This is a genomic window from Ruegeria sp. CF3, assembly GCF_056537365.1.
In genome coordinates this window covers 515,677-534,120 of record NZ_JBQFRK010000003.1, presented here as the reverse complement: position 1 = coordinate 534,120, position 18,444 = coordinate 515,677, and the positions used below count along the sequence as shown (strand labels likewise).

At 57.8% G+C, this 18,444-nt stretch carries 15 protein-coding genes; 12 read left to right on the top strand and 3 right to left on the bottom strand.

Annotated elements, in window-relative coordinates; translation table 11 throughout:
- Nucleotides 1–11 precede the first annotated feature (11 nt).
- From ACR0KC_RS14225 to mdoH, 4 genes are read left to right on the top strand one after another with little or no spacing between them, the layout of a single operon-like run.
- Nucleotides 12–1,382: a tetratricopeptide repeat protein gene (locus ACR0KC_RS14225; RefSeq protein ID WP_170648105.1), complete on the top strand. Its 1,371-nt coding sequence runs from the start codon at nucleotides 12–14 to the stop codon at nucleotides 1,380–1,382.
- Nucleotides 1,383–1,415: 33 nt separating this feature from the next.
- A complete protein-coding gene (locus ACR0KC_RS14220; protein ID WP_170594865.1) occupies nucleotides 1,416–2,633 on the top strand; it encodes an OpgC family protein in 1,218 nt (405 codons plus the stop codon).
- Nucleotides 2,630–4,129, top strand: coding sequence for an OpgD/OpgG family glucan biosynthesis protein (locus tag ACR0KC_RS14215; RefSeq protein WP_480771974.1), 1,500 nt, complete (start codon nucleotides 2,630–2,632; stop codon nucleotides 4,127–4,129). Before ACR0KC_RS14220 ends, ACR0KC_RS14215 begins: the two co-directional genes overlap by 4 nt.
- Nucleotides 4,126–5,997 (top strand): glucans biosynthesis glucosyltransferase MdoH, encoded by a 1,872-nt coding sequence (mdoH, locus tag ACR0KC_RS14210; RefSeq protein ID WP_480791138.1) that lies wholly within the window; start codon nucleotides 4,126–4,128, stop codon nucleotides 5,995–5,997. Before ACR0KC_RS14215 ends, mdoH begins: the two co-directional genes overlap by 4 nt.
- Here mdoH and ACR0KC_RS14205 read toward each other — a convergent pair whose 3' ends face one another.
- Together ACR0KC_RS14205 and ACR0KC_RS14200 are read right to left on the bottom strand one after the other, a co-directional pair.
- Nucleotides 5,998–6,813: a PHB depolymerase family esterase gene (locus tag ACR0KC_RS14205; RefSeq protein ID WP_170391879.1), complete on the bottom strand. Its 816-nt coding sequence runs from the start codon at nucleotides 6,811–6,813 to the stop codon at nucleotides 5,998–6,000.
- Nucleotides 6,810–7,283, bottom strand: coding sequence for a rhodanese-like domain-containing protein (locus ACR0KC_RS14200; RefSeq protein ID WP_170391881.1), 474 nt, complete (start codon nucleotides 7,281–7,283; stop codon nucleotides 6,810–6,812). Before ACR0KC_RS14200 ends, ACR0KC_RS14205 begins: the two co-directional genes overlap by 4 nt.
- A gap of 220 nt (nucleotides 7,284–7,503) precedes the next feature.
- Here ACR0KC_RS14200 and ACR0KC_RS14195 point away from each other — a divergent pair, with 220 nt between their 5' ends.
- The 7 genes from ACR0KC_RS14195 to selD are packed head-to-tail and all read left to right on the top strand — an operon-like array spanning nucleotide 7,504 to nucleotide 15,590.
- Nucleotides 7,504–10,374 carry a monovalent cation/H+ antiporter subunit A gene (locus ACR0KC_RS14195; protein ID WP_170401275.1) on the top strand — a complete coding sequence of 957 codons (2,871 nt, stop codon included), beginning with the start codon at nucleotides 7,504–7,506 and terminating at the stop codon, nucleotides 10,372–10,374.
- Nucleotides 10,374–10,733, top strand: a complete 360-nt coding sequence (locus ACR0KC_RS14190; protein WP_170391885.1) for a Na+/H+ antiporter subunit C — start codon at nucleotides 10,374–10,376, stop codon at nucleotides 10,731–10,733. The genes ACR0KC_RS14195 and ACR0KC_RS14190 overlap by 1 nt, the downstream gene beginning before the upstream one ends.
- Complete coding sequence (locus ACR0KC_RS14185) at nucleotides 10,730–12,268, top strand: monovalent cation/H+ antiporter subunit D (protein WP_480706646.1); 1,539 nt, start codon at nucleotides 10,730–10,732, stop codon at nucleotides 12,266–12,268. The genes ACR0KC_RS14190 and ACR0KC_RS14185 overlap by 4 nt, the downstream gene beginning before the upstream one ends.
- Nucleotides 12,268–12,765: a Na+/H+ antiporter subunit E gene (locus tag ACR0KC_RS14180; protein ID WP_170392908.1), complete on the top strand. Its 498-nt coding sequence runs from the start codon at nucleotides 12,268–12,270 to the stop codon at nucleotides 12,763–12,765. Before ACR0KC_RS14185 ends, ACR0KC_RS14180 begins: the two co-directional genes overlap by 1 nt.
- Nucleotides 12,762–13,031: a K+/H+ antiporter subunit F gene (locus ACR0KC_RS14175; RefSeq protein WP_170563653.1), complete on the top strand. Its 270-nt coding sequence runs from the start codon at nucleotides 12,762–12,764 to the stop codon at nucleotides 13,029–13,031. Before ACR0KC_RS14180 ends, ACR0KC_RS14175 begins: the two co-directional genes overlap by 4 nt.
- 7 nt (nucleotides 13,032–13,038) lie before the next feature.
- The gene (locus ACR0KC_RS14170; protein WP_170401276.1) at nucleotides 13,039–13,425 is read left to right on the top strand and encodes a Na+/H+ antiporter subunit G; all 387 of its coding nucleotides are present in this window, start codon (nucleotides 13,039–13,041) and stop codon (nucleotides 13,423–13,425) included.
- Nucleotides 13,426–13,430: 5 nt separating this feature from the next.
- The gene (gene selD, locus ACR0KC_RS14165; RefSeq protein ID WP_480706648.1) at nucleotides 13,431–15,590 is read left to right on the top strand and encodes a selenide, water dikinase SelD; all 2,160 of its coding nucleotides are present in this window, start codon (nucleotides 13,431–13,433) and stop codon (nucleotides 15,588–15,590) included.
- On the opposite strand, the gene mnmH is transcribed toward selD, so the two are convergent.
- Nucleotides 15,581–16,633 carry a tRNA 2-selenouridine(34) synthase MnmH gene (mnmH, locus tag ACR0KC_RS14160; protein ID WP_480706650.1) on the bottom strand — a complete coding sequence of 351 codons (1,053 nt, stop codon included), beginning with the start codon at nucleotides 16,631–16,633 and terminating at the stop codon, nucleotides 15,581–15,583. The two genes, selD and mnmH, sit on opposite strands and share 10 nt — an antisense overlap.
- Nucleotides 16,634–16,784: 151 nt before the next feature.
- Here mnmH and ACR0KC_RS14155 point away from each other — a divergent pair, with 151 nt between their 5' ends.
- Nucleotides 16,785–18,437 carry a tetratricopeptide repeat-containing sulfotransferase family protein gene (locus ACR0KC_RS14155; protein ID WP_480706652.1) on the top strand — a complete coding sequence of 551 codons (1,653 nt, stop codon included), beginning with the start codon at nucleotides 16,785–16,787 and terminating at the stop codon, nucleotides 18,435–18,437.
- Nucleotides 18,438–18,444 lie beyond the last annotated feature (7 nt).

The window sequence follows — 18,444 nt, the reverse complement described above, 5'->3', positions numbered from 1 at the left end:
TGGACCCGAGTATGAAACAAGACGTCTTTGGACAGATGAACACCCTGAACCAGCCCGCAAGCGTCGAGGCATGGGATGGTGTTCTCCTTGGGTTCATGGCGCATGCCGCTATAACACCGCAACATCTGGGCAAGGTTCTGGAGCTTGAGCCGGACTTTACGCTGGGCCATGCGGTCAAGGGGCTGTTCATGGTTCTGCTGGGCCGGCGTGAGATGATCGCGGTCGCTGCCGAAGCGCTGAGTGCCGCGAATGCAGCGATGGAGCGTCAGCCCGTTTCAGCCCGGGAAAGGCTATATGTCGAGGCGCTGGGTTTGTATATGGCCGACCTTCCATCACAGGCCGTTCAGAAATTTGAAGAGATTCTGCGGGCGCACCCAACGGATACTCTGGCCATGAAGCTCAGCCATGCGACGCGCTTCGTTCTGGGCGATGCGGCGGGGATGCGTCGGTCGATCGAACGGGTGATGCCTGCGTATGAACCCGACCACGCCGGACGTGGATACTTGCTGGGATGCCACTCGTTCGCGCTGGAGGAAACCGGCGCCTACGAGAAAGCCGAGATCGCCGGTCGTCAGGCCTTGTGGATGGTTTCGGACGACGCCTGGGGATTGCACGCTGTAGCGCACGTGCACGAGATGACGGGCAACGCGCAGCTGGGACTGGACTGGCTCGCGGGACGCGAGGACGCTTGGGCGCATTGCAACAATTTCCGCTATCATGTCTGGTGGCACAAGGCGCTGATGCATCTGGATTTGGGGCAAGTCGATCAAGTGATGGCGCTTTACGATCATCACATCCGCCAGGACAAAACCGACGACTATCGCGATATCTCGAATGCAACCTCGCTGCTGTCCCGGCTAGAGCTTGAGGGCGTTGATGTTGGCAACCGTTGGGAAGAACTGGCCGATCTCAGCGCAGCCCGAACCGAAGACGGATGCTTGATCTTCGCCGATCTTCACTACTTGCTGGCATTGACCGGGGACAATCGTTCGGAGGCTACAGCAAATATGCTGCAGCGTATTCAAAATGACGCCCAGCGCAATCAGGGTGACACGCCGATCCGCATGTCCGACCCGGGCATTGCCGCCGCCAAGGGGCTTGAGGCCTTTGGAGAGGGCCTTTACGGCCAAGCCTTTGATTTTCTTTCAAATGCCCGGGGTGGGATGCAACTGGCGGGTGGCAGCCACGCCCAACGTGATGTATTCGAGCGCATCACCATTGATTCCGGCCTGCGCGCTGGCCGTCTGGATGCTGTCGAGCGCATCCTGGACGACCGCCGCGCCAAACGTGCCGGGGGAGAGGACAATTACGCCCTCGCCCGCCGAGAATTGATCGAGGCCGCACGCGACAGCGGCGACGCACAAAGCGTCCCCGCCGAATAACAACAATAAAAGACCAAGAAGGACAGAAACCGTATGGCGACCGCATCGCCCGCTTCTGATTTTGCTCCGGTGGCGTCTCAGGTCGCCGCCCCCGCCGCTACGCGCGATCCGCGGTTGGATTTCTATCGCGGCATCGCGATGTTCATCATCCTGATTGCCCATATTCCGAACGATCCGTGGGCCAAATGGATACCTGCCCGCTTTGGCTTTTCGGACGCAACCGAGATCTTCGTATTCTGTTCAGGCATGGCTTCGGCAATTGCTTTTGGGGGGGCGTTCATGCGCAAAGGCTGGTGGATGGGCACCGCACGCGTGAGCTTTCGCATCTGGCAGGTCTACTGGGCGCATATCTGCCTGTTCTTCTTTGTCGCGATGACAATGGCGGCCCTGAACCAGAGTGGGCTGTTCGAGAAAAACTATATCTCCTCTCTCAATCTACAGCATTTCTTCAACGATCCGGCGTCACAGATCGTCGGACTGTTCACCCTGACCTATGTGCCGAACTACTTCGATATTCTACCGATGTATCTGGTGGTACTGGCGATGATGCCCCTGTTTATGGGGCTATATCGTATCGGATTCTGGGCGGTCGCCATGGCCTCGGTCACGATCTGGCTCGTTGCACAATTCGACTACCTTGACCTGCCGGCCGAGCCCTGGTCAGAGCGCCAGTGGTTCTTCAACCCATTCGGGTGGCAATTGCTGTTCTTCACCGGCTTTGCGTTCATGCGAGGTTGGATTCCAGCGCCGCCGGTGTCGAAAACTCTGATCTGGGCGGCAGCATTGTTTTTGATCTTCTCGATGCCGTTCGGCTCGTGGAAGGTATTCACTTGGATCAATGCAGCAGCCCCTGATCTGGCTGATGAGATTCGCAAGGTCTGGCCAGTGACCAAAGAATTTCGCGACAAGACCGACTTTGGTCTATTCCGATATCTGCATTTTCTGTCGCTTGCCTATCTGGGTTGGGTTATCGCCGGTGAGCATGGCCGTCGCCTGATAGCGACCGGTCATGGGGCAGCCGCAAAAGTCTGGCAGTTCCTGCTGACCATCATCACCAAAGTGGGTCAGCAATCGCTCGCGGTGTTCGTATTTTCTATGGCAGCAGCACGACTTATCGGCGTCGGACTGGACCTGAGTGGGCGGGATGTTGCCAGTGTGTTCATCGCCAACATGATTGGCTTTGCCATGATCATCGGCGTGGCTTATCTGGCCGCCTGGTTCAAGTCACAACCTTGGAAATCAAAGAAATGAACTTTACACGTCGCGCTTTTCTCGCCTCATCAACCGCTCTGGCCTTCGCCCCAGCGGCATATGCCACAGGTGGAGAGACCCCGTTCAGCCGAGACGACGTCATCGCAATGGCCCGCGACCTGGCCAGCCGTGATTATGCCGAGCGTGAGATGGTTCCGCAGGAGTGGCAGGACCTGACGTATCAGCAATACCGTTCAATCCGGTTCCGGCTGGATCGCGCGCTGTGGTACGAGACCGAGACGCCCTTCAACGTCGATTTTTTCACGCCGGGCCTGTATTTTCCACGCGCAGTGAAAGTGTCGACCGTCGAGGACGGTATGACCAAGCCGGTCGCCTTTGATCTGGCCATGTTCGATAAGTCTGAAGACGTACCAGAGCTGCCCATTGACGACACGCTGGGCTTTTCAGGTCTACGCCTGCGTACTGAGATGCACCGCCCTGGCGAGACAGACGAGTTCTGCGTTTGGCAAGGGGCCAGCTATTTCCGCGCCATCGGTTTGCACGAAGTCTATGGCCTTTCGGCCAGAGGGCTCGCCTTGAAGACCGGCGATCCAGATGGCGAGGAGTTTCCCGAATTCATTCGTTTCTGGTTGGAGCGTCCAGAACCGGATCAACGTAACATGGTCGTTCATGCGCTCATGGACAGCCCCAGCGTTACAGGGGCCTACCGCTTCCACGTTACCGCCGGTTCAGATTGCGTGATGGATATTGAAGCCACCCTGTTCCCACGTACCGAACTGCCCCATGTCGGCATCGCGCCCGGCACATCTATGTTCCTGTTCGATCAGACCAATCACAGCCGTTTCGATGATTTTCGCCCCGCAGTGCACGACAGTGACGGGTTGATGATCCGCAACGGCGCAGGAGAGGTTCTGTGGCGCCCGCTTGCGAACCCGACTCGCCTGCAGATCTCGTCTTTTGTCGACACAAACCCCCGCGGCTTTGGTCTGATGCAACGCAAGCGCAAGTTCTCGGACTATGCGGATCTTGAAGCCAATTATCACAAACGCCCAAGCTTGTGGGTCGAACCCAGCGAAGACTGGGGTAAAGGCACCGTCACGCTTGTCGAAATCCCAGCGGATCAGGAGATTTATGACAACATCGTCGCCTATTGGCGCCCGATGGAACCCTACGCCGCAGGCAGCCAGATTGATCTGTCCTATCGCCTGATCTGGGGCGAGGAACCGCAGCACACCCCTATGGCCCGCGTGATCAACACCGCGATGGGCGACAACACGTTCGGCGAGGGCCGTTTGGCTGTGATTGATTTCGAAGCCAGTGAGCTGCTTGACGATCCCGAGGCCATCACGGTGTTTGTCGACTCGCCCCATGCCGAAACTTCAGAAGGCGTTCTGCAGCGTAACCCAGACACGGGCGGGTTGCGGCTGGCGTTCTCATTCGAACCAGGCGAACGCAACCACGTGGAACTGCGCGCGCAGTTGCTGAAAGACAAACAACCAGCCTCTGAAGTCTGGCTTTACCGTTGGACCATATGAACCGCGATCTTCATATCATGCCGCCCGAGGCCCCTCTGGCGATGCCAGCGCAGAACTTTGCGCAGGGATTCCGCGATGCGCAGGTACCTGCCGGGGGTCGAATTCCCTCCGTCGGGTTCTGGCGCGCGCTGGTCTTCTCACCTGCCATGGCGGCGACTTTGGGTCTGCTCTGGGTCATGTCCGACTGGTTCAGCGCCGAAGGGATTAATCTGGTCGAAGGTATCCTGCTGACGCTAATCTCGTTCAATTTCTTCTGGATTTCTTTCACGGTCTGCACCGTGCTGCTGGGCATGGTCTCGCTGTCCCGGCAAGAGCAGCCAAAGCGTGAAGGACGCTCGCAACCGTTGCGCGTGGCGCTTTTGACGCCTGTCTATAACGAGGTGCCGTGGAACGTGCTCGGCAACGCCCGCACGATGTTGGAAGACCTGCAGAAACGCGGTGGTCAGCACCACTATGCCATGTTCATTTTATCCGACACGCGCGACCCCGAGATCGCCGCGCAGGAACAGGCCAGCGTAGAGGCGTTGCGGACCACGCTGGCACCGGGGCTTGAACTCTATTACCGCCGCCGCCCTCAGAATACGGATCGCAAGGTTGGTAATATTGCCGATTGGGTCAGCCGCTGGGGCGCGGACTGGAATGCGATGTTGGTGCTGGATGCCGACAGCCTGATGACGGGTCGCGCGATCTCGCGCCTGACCGATGCGTTGGCCCGCGATCCCGGCGCAGGCCTGATCCAAAGCTATCCGCAGCTGATTGGCGCGCAATCGGTCTTTGCCCGGATGCAGCAGTTTGCCAACGGCGTCTATGGTATCGCCTTTGCCGAAGGCCTCGCGCGCTGGTGCGGGCAAGAAGGCAATTATTGGGGCCACAACGCCATCATTCGCACCTGTGCATTTGCTTCTAGCGCAGGTCTGCCCAAGTTGCGGTCGCTCAACGGACAAGACAAGCTGATCATGAGCCACGATTTCGTCGAGGCCGGATTGCTGCGCCGCGCAGGATGGGCCGTGCGCTTTCTGCCGCGCATACGCGGATCATATGAAGAAACGCCCCCCACCCTCATTGACCACGCAATGCGCGATCGCCGCTGGTGTCAGGGCAACCTGCAGCACCTGAAACTGCTGGGTTCGACCGGCTTCCGCGCAGTCTCGCGGTTCCATATGTTCCACGGAGCGGTCGGATATCTGATGTCGCCGCTATGGTTCGCACTTTTGGTGATGTGGGCCTTGATCGGTCAGGGCAAGGACGCCTCGGTCCTGCATTACTTCAGCCCGGACAATCCGCTGTTCCCGCAATGGCCAGAAATGTCCGAAACACGCCATGTGCTGATCATTCTGGTGATGTATGCGATGCTATTGGCGCCCAAGGTTTTGGGCGTCGCTGCCCTGCCCCTCAGCGGTGTGCGCTATTCCGATTTCGGCGGAACGCGGAAATTCTTCACTTCATTTCTGTCCGAAGTCATCCTGTCGATCCTCTATGCCCCTATACTTATGGTGCAGCAGATGATTGCAGTGTTCCGCACCGCGTTGGGCATTCAAAAGGGCTGGTCCCCGCAAGCGCGCGATGGTGGCAGCTACGGGCTGCGCACCCTGATCCTGTGCCACAGCCTTGAGACTATCATCGGCGTCGCGCTTAGCGTTGGCATCCTCGCCGGTCTGGTCTCGGTCTGGCTGGCCCCGATTGCGATCAGCCTGGCACTGGCGATCCCATTGTCTGCGCTCAGCGGCGTATCGGCAGGTACCGCGCGCCGTATGGTTGGTATGCGCGAAGATGTCAGCGAGCCTGCAATTACACGCTCGGCCCAGCGCTATCGCGATGAGTTGAAGCGATTGATCGAAGGCAAGGGCGTGATCACACCGGCGGAATGATCACCCGCCGGGCAAGCCTTCGTACCAGTCTACCATCATATCAGCCCAGCCGTTTGGCACCGTATGGCCGCCCGGGAACAGAGCAAATTCCAAGGCACTACCTTCGGCACATCCCATCCAGTTGCGACGCATAAACTGGCCCGTGGTAGAAAACCCGCTGGGCTTGGTATCGGCACACTCATTGGCGACCCGCCAGATTTCCAATCCTGCAAAGATATCGCCCTGGTGGAAACGGCCTCCGCCCAAAAGGCGGCCCTCCAGCGGCACCACATTGTCCGTCCAACCATGGGTGTGGAACATGCGTACCGGACCATCACAGCTTTCGGGATGTGGCCGCCAGAACCCGCCTGAAACCGGGACATAAGCAGAAAATGAATCCGGCGCAGCGCAGGCGAGGTAATAAACCATGAACGCGCCAGCCGAGAAGCCGCCCAGCACCACGCGATCCGGGTCGATATCAAACCGGTCGGCAGCGTCCTGCACTACTTCACGAAGAAACGCGGGTTCATCCCGACCTTCCCAACCGGGAAAGAAGTTCCAGCTTTTTCGGCCGTTTCTCTCGGACCCTTCCGGTGCCATCACTGCGTAGCCGCGCGCCAGTAGTGGCTCGACCATGGATCGGTTCTTGAGCGTACCGGTGGCGCTGCCGCCATAGCCGTGCAGGAACACAACCAGCGGAGGGTTCTCCGCTTTCGGCAGTTCGATGTGATATCCGCCTGATGCGGTTTCGCACATCCCCTCGGTATCGCCACAAGCCGCAAGGCCGGGTTGCCCGGCAAAAACAAAGCACGCGGCCAACCAGTGTCTGACACTCATCCCGTTTCCTCTTCATAAGCGTTGACAGGCAACCCAGCCCGCACCCAACCGGGCCCGGCCGCCGAACCCAGCATGCCCTCGGGCACGTCGATGATATTGGTAAATCCAGCCTCGGTCAGTCGATTGCTTAATCGGGCCGAGCGCACCCCGCGTGCACAGATCAGTGCGACAGGTGCAGATCGGTCCCCCCCGAGCAGATGGTCCAAGGCCTGCACGAAATCCTCACGGCGCATGTCGAGCGGGTGGGCCGCTTCGGCGACCCCGGTCGCCCGCCATTCGCGTGGCGTTCGGATATCGATAAGATGGATCGCGCCGTCGAGGGCCTGTTGATAGGCTGTGGCCGCCGCAATCTGACCACCAGCATAGGCCTGCGGGATCAGCCGGTATTCGCGGATTGCGAAACCCGCTGCAATGGCGGCCCCTCCGCCCAATAGGACCCATCTGCGGGTTCGGCGTTTCCCTTCTGCCATGCGGCACTCTCCTGCATTGTCAGATCGGTATTATCATATGGCAATTCGCGACGCTTTCAGGAAATCCAACCCTCAGATCAAGTTCGCGTCATAGTTACACAGGTAGATCACGTCCAATATGTGCGTTTTAGGACCTTTCGGAACCTTGCAATTTCCGGACAGTCAATAAATTATCCCTAGTAATTCAGTCATATTGACCGCACAGACCGGAGTATCGCACTTGTCCCTATTCCTTATCGCGGCCCTTCCCTTCCTCGGAGCTGTCTTTCCGGCCCTCCTGATCCGGGCAGGACGAAACGCAGCAGCATCAGCGGCTGGGTTGACCACCTTCCTCGCGTTGATGGGATTGCTGATCCACATTCCCAGCGTCATGCGCGGTGATGTTGTGACCGCGCGGTTCGACTGGATACCCGGGCTTGGACTAAACGCGAACTTCATGCTGGACGGCCTGGGTTTTTTGTTCGCCCTGCTGATCCTGGGCATCGGTCTTCTGATCATCCTCTACGCACGATTCTACTTGTCGCGCGAGGATCCGATGGGGCAGTTCTATACCTATCTGCTGCTGTTTCAGGGCGCGATGGTGGGAATTGTTCTGTCCGACAATATCCTGCTTCTGCTAATATTCTGGGAACTTACGTCGCTCAGTTCATTCTTGCTGATTGGTTACTGGAAGCACTTGCCCGAGGGTCGTCAAGGCGCGCGTATGGCTTTGGCCGTGACCGGTTCGGGCGGGCTGGCGATGATCGCAGGGATGCTTATCCTCGGCAATATCGTGGGATCTTATGACCTGAGTGTCATTCTGCAGAACAAAGAGCTGATCCAGTCCTCGCCGTACTACCTTCCTGCGCTGATCCTGATCTTGCTTGGCTGTTTCACCAAATCGGCGCAATTCCCGTTCCATTTCTGGCTGCCGCACGCGATGGCGGCTCCGACGCCAGTGTCGGCCTATCTGCACTCGGCCACAATGGTGAAGGCAGGCCTGTTCCTGATGGCCCGGATGTGGCCGGTTCTGGCGGGTACGGATGCGTGGTTCTACATCGTCGCCACTACCGGTTTGATCACCATGCTGCTGGGTGCGGTGATTGCGCTGTTCAAGGATGACCTAAAGGCGCTGTTGGCGTTTTCGACGGTGTCCCATCTGGGTCTCGTGACGATGCTACTGGGCTTTGGCACGACGATCGCCGCTGTTGCAGCCGTCTTCCACATCATCAACCACGCGACGTTCAAGGCGGCCTTGTTCATGACCGCCGGGATCGTGGACCACGAGACCGGCACACGCGATGTCAAACGGCTGGGTGGTTTGCGGCATCTGATGCCGATCACGTTTACTATCGGCACCATCGCTGCCCTGTCGATGGCCGGTCTGCCACCGCTGAATGGTTTCCTCTCGAAAGAGATGATGCTGGAAGAGACAGTCCACACGACTTGGCTTAACTCGCCTTACTTGGTACCCGGCTTGGCGCTTTTGGCTGCGCTATTTTCAGCGGCCTACTCCTTTCGCTTTGTCAGCCATGTCTTCCTTGGGCCCGAGCGGGACGATTACCCCGCGCATCCGCATGACCCGCCTGTCGGTCTTTGGTTGGCGCCGGCGTTCCTTGTGGTGCTGGTTGTCCTGATCGGTCTTTATTCCGCAGCCATCGTTGGCCCGCTTGTCGCGGTTGTCTCCAGCGCGGTGATCGGGGGCGAGAAGCTGCCTTATTACTCGCTGAAACTGTGGCACGGCTTTACACCTGCGCTTTACATGTCGGTGGTCGCGACGCTGGGAGGCCTGTTCCTGCTGTCGTTGCACAAACGCGGCGACCAGATATGGAACGCCCTGCCCCGGCCCGAGGCAAAGGTGATCTTCGAGGCAATCATCGACGCGCTGACCCGTCTCAGCCGCTGGATTACGGACGAACTGCATAATGGTGTGCTCAGCCGGTATGCGATCATCTTCGTGGCTTTTGTCGTTGGGCTTGGCTACTACGCCTACACCACCGGCACCATTGGCGTTGAAACACGCGTACCGCTTGAGGCTCAGGTCATCCCGATCATCGGCTGGATCTGTCTGGTGGGTGCGACGCTGGCGATCATGTGGTTCCACCGCAACCGTCTGCTGTCACTGGTGTTGATCGGGGTGGTTGGCCTGATCGTTTCGATGGCATTCAACTACCTTTCTGCCCCCGATCTGGCGCTGACACAGATTTCGGTCGAAGTGGTGACGATGATCCTGCTGTTGTTGTCGCTGAACTTTCTGCCTACCGACACACCCTGGGACAGCAGCGCGGCACGGCGTTGGCGTGATGCGGCAATTTCGGTGGTTGCCGGGATCGGCTCAGGCGCTTTGATCTATGCGCTGATGATGCGGGATTTTGCTTTCCCAACGATCTCGGAATTCCATCTGGCCAATTCGTACAAAGGTGGCGGTGGCACCAACGTCGTGAACGTGATCCTCGTCGACTTCCGGGGTTTTGATACCTTTGGCGAGATCATCGTGCTGGGCATCGCAGCCCTGATCATCTACGCCCTGACCGAAGCAGTGCTGAGCACAAATGTGCGCAGTTACCTGCTGAACCGCAAACCACATTGGCCGCAGTCGGGTGACTCTCACCCATTAATGATGGTGGTCGTCACCCGCGTGATGATGCCCATAGCATTGATGGTCGGGGCCTATATCTTCTTCCGAGGCCACAACCAGCCCGGCGGCGGCTTCATCGCAGGCCTCATCGTCGCGATCGCCTTCCTGATGCAGTACATGGCCAGCGGCTATACCTGGGCGATTGAACGGCAGCGGTTCTACTATCACGGCACCATCGGTTGGGGCGTTCTGATCGCCGCTGCCACTGGTCTGGGTGCATGGTTCAATGAACGCCCGTTCCTGACCAGCGATTTCGGATATATCCACTGGCCCCCGCTGGAAGAATTCGAATGGGCCACCGCGATTCTATTCGATACCGGCGTCTTCCTTGCGGTACTGGGCGCTGTGATGCTGGCGCTCGACAGCCTGTCGCGCTTCGCGTGGCAGCCGGGAATGGCACAAGAATTTCCGATGGATATCAACCCGCTGCGGGATAGCCCTCAGGATGAAGATAACGAGAAGGAGCAGGCCTGATGGAAGCGCTCGTAGCCTCTGCAGTCGGCGTCATGACCGCAGCCGGGATATTCCTGATCCTGCGTCGTCGTACATTCCCAGTCATTCTGGGCCTGTCCCTGATCACCTATGCGGTGAACGTGTTCCTATTCGCCACCGGGCGGCTGGCACTGAACGCACCTGCCGTTCTGAACAAATATGAAGATGTCCCCTATACCGACCCGCTACCGCAGGCGCTGGTGTTGACGGCCATCGTGATCTCATTCGGGATGACGGCGGTGATCGTGATGATCTCGCTGTCTGCCTATCTGTCCTCGAAGGATGACCATATCGATATGAGCGCAAGCGATAGCGTGGACGCGCCGGGAGAAGACGCATGAACCATTGGATCGTCGCGCCGATCGTCCTGCCCGCGATCCTGGCCCCGTTTATCATTATGGTGTTGCGATATCATTTGGACCTTCAACGCATCTTCTCGGTCGCCGGCGTCGTGGGATTGCTGGGTATCGCCTTGACCATTACCGCCCAGGCATCGGGTGGCGAGGTTCAGGTCTATGAGCTCGGCAACTGGCCCGCACCGTTCGGCATCGTGATGGTGTTGGACAAACTTTCGGCCATGATGGTGTTGTTGACGGCCCTGCTGGCCCTGCCGGTTGTCCTTTATGCCATCGGCTCTGGCTGGGATGAGAGAGGCAAACACTTCCATGCTCTACTCCATTTTCAGCTAATGGGTGTCTGCGGTGCTTTTCTGACCGGCGATGCCTTCAACCTCTTTGTGTTTTTCGAGGTCCTGCTGATTGCCTCTTACGGCCTCATGACGCATGCAGGTGGCGCAGTGCGGTTGAAGGCCGGTGTTCAGTACGTCGCCTATAACCTGCTCGGCTCGACCTTGTTCCTGTTTGCCTTGGGCACGATCTATGCTGTGACCGGCACGCTCAACATGGCTGATCTGGCCGTTCGCGTGGCCGATATCCCACCCGAAGACACCGCCTTGCTGCGGGTTGGAGCAGTCTTGCTATTACTGGTTTTCTGTATCAAGGCTGCAGTCTTGCCACTGCATTTCTGGCTTCCTGCAAGCTACGCAAATGCGCCGCTGCCCGTTGCAGCGCTGTTCGCGATCATGACCAAAGTCGGTGCTTATTCGATCCTGCGGGTCTATACGCTGGTCTTTGGGCCCGATGTAGCCGCAACCGAAGGGCTAGTCGGTAGTTGGCTACAACCTGCAGCGCTGCTGACATTGGCCGTTGGCGCTATTGGCATTCTGGGCTCGCAACATATCGCACGAATGGTGGCCTTTTGCGCCATCGCGTCGATGGGCACATTGCTGATTGCGATCTCGTTGTTTAGCGAGGCCGCGACGGCGGCAGCACTCTACTATATCTTCCATTCGACGCTGGCGACGGCCCTGCTGTTCCTTGTCGCGGACATGGTAATGGAGCGCCGTGGCGGAGCCATAGCCCCTTCGACGCCGATGCCGCAATCCGGTCTGATCTCAGCCCTGTTCTTTGTCGGCGCCATCGCGATGGCTGGCATGCCGCCACTATCGGGTTTTGTGGGCAAGCTGCTGGTACTGGACGCCTCACGTGGCGCGCCCGATGCAAATGCGGTCTGGGCCGTGATCTTGATCGGGTCGTTCGTCACAATCGTGGGTCTGGCCCGCGCGGGAACGCTGATCTTCTGGAAAAGTCACGACGCCCTACATAATGTGACGCCTGAGCCAACCGACGAAGACAGCCTACCAACCGCGCCCGAGCCCTATCCGGGCCTCGCCTTTACTTCGGTGTTCGGGGCGGTTCTGGGACTTGTGCTGCTGACACTGTTTGCAGGTCCGGCGCTGCAATATGCCAGCAACACGGCCGTGCAACTGTTCGCGCCGGAAGATTACATTTCGGCCGTGCTGGGAGGGGAAGAATGATGAAGCTTCTGCACCGTATATTTCCGCATCCCCATCTGACCGCACTACTTACACTGGTGTGGGTGTTTCTGGCAAACACCGGGTCTTTGAACTCGGTGGTCTTTGGCCTGCTACTGGGCATCATCATTCCGTTTATCACTCAGCCCTATTGGCCGGATCGCCCGAAACTGCGCAATTGGCCGATGGTGGCGGAATACATGTTGGTTGTCTTATGGGATATCGTGATGGCCAATATCGCGGTGGCCCGGATCATCCTGTTCAAGCGCGATGCAGACCGCCAGCCAAGCTTTGTCAGCGTCCCGCTGGAACTGCGCACGCCCGAGGCCATCACAGTTCTGGCCGGAACCATCACCATGACCCCTGGCACCGTCAGTTGCGATTTGTCCGCACAAGGGCACTACCTGCTGGTTCATTGTCTGGATGCACCGAACCCCGAAGAGGTGCGCGACCAGATCAAACAACGCTATGAGCGCCGCCTGAAGGAGATTTTCGAATGATCACCTATGCGATCTACTTTGCTTTTGCCTGCTTCGGCGCTGCGATCATGATGTGCTTGTGGCGTATCATTACAGCCGACGGTGTCAGTACCCGTGTTCTGGCCCTAGATACAATGGTGATCAACACCATCGCTCTGCTTATCCTTTACGGCTTGAGTATCGAGACCGAAATCTTCTTTGAATCCGCCATGATCATCGCCATGCTCGGCTTTGTCTCAACCGTGGCTTATGCGCGCTTTATGCTGCGTGGCAATATCATCGAATGAGCGTGGCATGACCTTTATCTTCGAACTGCTCATCGCATTCTTCCTGATCGTATCGGGCATTTTCGGCTTTGTCGGATCATTCGGCATGATCAAGCTGAAAGACCCCATGTCCCGCCTACACGCACCCACCAAGGCAACTACGCTGGGCGTGGGCGGCGTCCTGCTAGCCTCGATCGCGCATTCGGTTTTGCTTGAGGGCAAACTGTCGATGCACGAGTTGTTGATCACGCTCTTTCTGTTCCTGACGGCTCCGATCACGGCCCTTTTCATTGCCAAATGGCACATTCATCGCCATGAAAAGCCCAGCGATCTGCCAGACGCAGGCGAGGATGAGCTTTGGGCCACCCACGCGGTCGAACAGGTCGAGGACGTCCCGGACCACAGTACGAACTGAGACCCATGCACACACCTCTGCTGCCCCTAACCCGCGATCTGGTTCTGATAGGCGGAGGACACACGCACGCGCTGCTACTGCGGAAATGGGGCATGAAACCGCTGTCCGGCGCGCGGGTTACGGTGATAAACCCCGGTCCTACCGCACCCTATTCGGGCATGTTGCCAGGATTTGTCGCGGGTCACTATCAGCGGTGGGAGCTTGATATTGATTTGGTGCGTCTGGCCCGCTTTGCCGGTGCGCGGGTGATACTGGGCGCAGTTGAAGGTATCGACCCGGACACACGCCAAATCCATGTGCCCGGACGCCCGCCGGTGGCGTTTGATGTGGCCTCGGTCAATGTCGGGATCACCTCGGATATGCCAGCATTGCCGGGATTCGCCGAGCATGCCGTTCCGGCCAAGCCGCTCGGCCTCTTCGCCGCGCAGTGGCAAAGCTATCTTTCAGGGACGGGCCGCGCCTCGGTCGCCGTGATCGGTGGTGGCGTTGCGGGAGTAGAGCTAGTCATGGCGATGGCCCATGCACTGCGTTCCAAAGGACGTGAAGCGCAGGTTACGTTGATCGACAGTGCAACAGCCCTGACAGCGACTGTCCCGAAGGCATCCGCTACCATCCGGCAGGCGATGGCGCACCTGGGGATCGAAGTTCTGGAAAACGCATCAATCCAGAAGATTTCTGCGGGCGAAATCGAGCTAACGGACGGTCGCCAGATACCGGCCGATTTCATCACCGGTGCTGCAGGCGCGCGGCCCTATGAGTGGATATCCAATACCGGCCTCGCGCTGCATGACGGTTTCATCAAAGTGAACGCGTCCCTGCAATCCAGCGATCCGGCGATTTTCGCCGCGGGAGATTGCGCCCATCTGTCCGAGAACCCGCGCCCCAAGGCAGGGGTCTACGCAGTGCGCGAGGCACCAATATTGTATGACAATTTGCGCGCCGCGCTAGGGTCTGGGAATATGCGGCGTTACGTGCCGCAGAAGGATTACCTGAAACTCATCTCTCTGGGTGGAAAATCCGCACTGGCCGAGCGATTGGGAACATCATTCAGCGGGCCGCTCATGTGGCAATGGAAAAACCATATCGATCAGAAGTTCATGTACCGGTTCCGTGAACTGCCCCAAATGCCCACCACCGCATTGCCCCGTCATCACGCAGCAGGGCTGCAAGAGGCGTTGGGAGAAAAACCAATGTGCGGCGGGTGTGGTGCAAAGGTGGGTCGAGGCGCTTTGCAGGCCGCATTGCAGGAGTTGCCGCAGCTCGACAGGCCCGACATTACACCCCTGCCCGGTGACGATGCGGCGGTGCTGCTAACCGGTGGCACGCGACAGGTTATGACATCGGATCACTTACGCAGCTTCACCAACGATCCCGCCTTGATGACGCGTATCGCCGCTGTCCACGCGCTTGGTGATATCTGGGCAATGGGCGCTCGTCCGCAGGCTGCGACAGCAACGATCATCCTGCCGCGCATGTCAGCTGAGTTGCAGCAGCGCACAATGGCTGAGATCATGCATATTGCCAGCGACGTCATGCACCAAGCCGGGGCTGAGATCGTCGGCGGCCATAGTTCAATGGGTGACGAAATGACCATCGGGTTCACTCTGACCGGGCTCTGTGATGCTGAACCGATCACGCTGGGTGGCGCAAAACCTAATGACGCTTTGATCCTGACAAAGCCGTTGGGCAGCGGTGTTTTGATGGCGGCCGAAATGGCGGGCAAGGCGGAAGGCGCCTGGGTCGCGGCAGCTTTCGCGCAAATGATACAGCCGCAGGGTGAGGCGTCCCGCATCCTGAAAAATGCCCATGCGATGACGGATGTCACCGGTTTTGGTCTGGCGGGTCACCTGCAAGGGGTATGCGAAGCGTCTGGCTGCGGGGCAACCCTGTCTTTGGACGCGATTCCAGCTCTGGAAGGTGCGGCAGAGCTCAGTGATCAGGGCATTCGATCTACAATCTACACCGACAACCGTGCCATCGCCCCAGGCCTTCCGACCGGCGGCAAGGCGGATTTATTATTCGATCCTCAGACTGCGGGAGGTCTCTTGGCGGCCGTCGATGCCAACAAAGCCGAGCAAGTATGCTCGGAACTACGCGCCGCCGGTTACCCTGCCGCCCTGATTGGTCACATCGACGCTACATCGGGCCTGCGTGTTCAAAGCTGATCCAGAACATTCTTAATCCGAGCCACCGTCGCCGACAGCCCGGTATCATCAAGTGACGGTGCCTCAATCTGCGCGATCACTTCGGCACGCTGCGCCTTACGCGATTTGGCATAGGCCGGGTCGTAATGCTGTTCCATCAATGCCTGTGTCAGTCCACGCTTGTCGCCGGCATTGATCAATTCAAGCCAACCATCCACAACCTCATGACCGCGATGAATGCGCAGTGGAGACAATCGATCACGTAGCCGTTCGCTATCCGACAGAATGTCATCGTAGGCAGACACCAGATACGCGGTGCGCGCAGCAATCGGTGCTGTGATCTGGATGCGAGGTGCAGCACACAAGGCCGACCACAGGCTGGGCGGGAGGATCAGGTTTCCGATCTTGGATGATTCTGCTTCAACAACCACCGGACGCGCTGCATCCAGCTCGCCCAAGGAAGCGGCGAGCGCGGATTCGAAGGCTTTCTGACTGGGTTGCCCACCCGGCATTTCGCCCAACAATGAGCCTCGGTGATTGGCCAACCCTTCAAGGTCCAGCACTTGCGCGCCTTGCGCCTTTAGATGGCCCAACAGGTCTGTCTTGGCCGTCCCGGTATAACCATCCAGCGCGACTAATCGATATGGCAACACTTCATCATAGAGGAACTGCTTTACCAGTCGGCGATAGCTGCGATAGCCGCCTTCAACCACCTCGGCGCGCCAGCCGATTTGTTGCAACATCCAGGTAAATGATCCTGATCGCTGCCCGCCACGCCAGCAATAGACCAGCGGTTTCCAGTCGCCCTCATGATGGCTCAGGTGATCCTCGATATGGCCTGCCGCGTTGCGAAACACCAGCGCAGCACCCAGCTTGCGGGCCAGAAACGGGCTTTGCTGGACGTAGATGGTACCGACCCGTGCCCGTTCTTCATTGTTCAGAACCGGCAGATTGATAGCGCCCGGCATATGGTCTTCGGCGAACTCAGCCGGGCTACGCACGTCGATAATCGTATCAAACGTGTGGTTGTAGAATTGCTGCAGGCTGGAGACTTTCAAAACCATATCAACGGTCTATCCCGCATGGTGCCGGAAGAAAACCCAAGCCGCTGTTGAAGGTACCAGACCATAATACGGAACAGCCATTGCAAACCATCTTCGCTTGGGTAATGAACCATCGATACTGGTTTCTTATTGGCATGGGACGTGCGCACAAATGGCACAGCAGACCGCAAATTCCCTCAAGAGCAAAGCATTGGCCGATCTGGAGACAGGGAAGTTGCCGCAGGCCTTGAAAAAAGCGCAGCTTGGCATCAAGAAACACCCCAAGGATGCCGATTACCAAGCAATCGCAGGCTTTGTCCTGACCGAGATGAAGCGGTACAAGCAATCCATTCCACACTTCGCTGAAGCATCGCGAATGAAACCGGACGATGCTCAATTTGTCGAAAACCTCGCCAACGCGTTAATGCAGACAGGTCAAATTCCGCGTGCGCTGTCCTATGCCGAGCAGAAACTTGAACGCTTCCCGAATAACAAAGAACTGGTCCGCGTCATTGATGAAATTCAGCTCAAGGGACAGAATTGGCGCCTGATCATCGACCATACGACGAAAAAACTGGAAAAAGACCCTGACAATGCAGATTTGCTTTGGTTGCGGGCCCGCGCCTACGGAGAGGTCGGGTTCTCCGATCACAGCTCTCAGGACATTGCCCGCGCTTTTGGGATCGCACCTGAAAATGAAAAAATCGCATTGTCGAAAGCCGTAGACTTGTATCAAACGGGCGACAAAGAGGGCTCAAAAACCATTTTGCGCGCTGTACTCGAGAGAAACAAGTTTTGCGCGGCGGCACTCTACCAAATGTCTCTAATGGTGGACAATGACCATGCCGAGAGCCTTGCGCTTGCTGTCGACACCGCAATTTCAGGAAGTGATCACGCCAACTCGGTGCTTGAATTCGCAAAGGCGCACTTGATCTCCAAACGTGATGGGCTGTTCTCGGCGCTCCCCCACTTTGCGCGGGCCAATGCCATTCAACACAACGTGAATCCCTATGACAGTACGCAAGAAGAGAAACGGTTCGAAGAAATCAGCACGTTTTTTCCCCTGAATGTACCCCCTGCGACTGCAGGCGTAAGCGATGGGCCCAAGCCGATATTCGTGGTCGGACAGCCACGATCAGGCACAACACTGATGGAAATGATGCTTAGTTCGGCGCCGGATATCGCCGGCTGTGGAGAGCTGACGATTGTAGGTGAATTATCCCAAAAGGTCAGAGAGAGCGGCAAACCATTTGACGCAGACGCAGCTGCTGAATGTGCAGCAGAGTTTCGCAGGCTGATGCCACCCTTACCCGAAAGCTCGACCGCATTCGTTGACAAGATGCCACACAACTATCAAAGGCTCGGCTTCATATTGTCAGCGTTCCCGAATGCCCGCGTGATCAACATGTTGCGCGATCCAAGGGATGTGGGGCTATCAAAATGGATCAGGCGTTTTCACTCACCGGGTATGCGCTATGCATCCAATCTTGAATCGATTGCCCACTCGGCCAACCTGTACCGGTGCTATCTTTCTCATTGGGAAAAGCTGTTCGGTGATCGTATTCTAACGGTTCGATATGAGGACCTGGTAGTCGACCCCAAAACCTGTATCCAGCAAGTCGCCGCCTTCTGCGGTATCGACTGGGATGAGCGGATGATGACCCCTGAGAAAAATACCAGGAAAGTCCGCACCGCCAGCACCGATCAGGTGCGCAAGAAAATCTCAACCGGGTCAATTGGTGGCTGGCAAGAGGTTGCGGATCAAATTCAGCCGATGTTAGATGGGCTGGATCAGGCGTTGTGGCCCGAATACAGGTTCGATTGACCAAAAA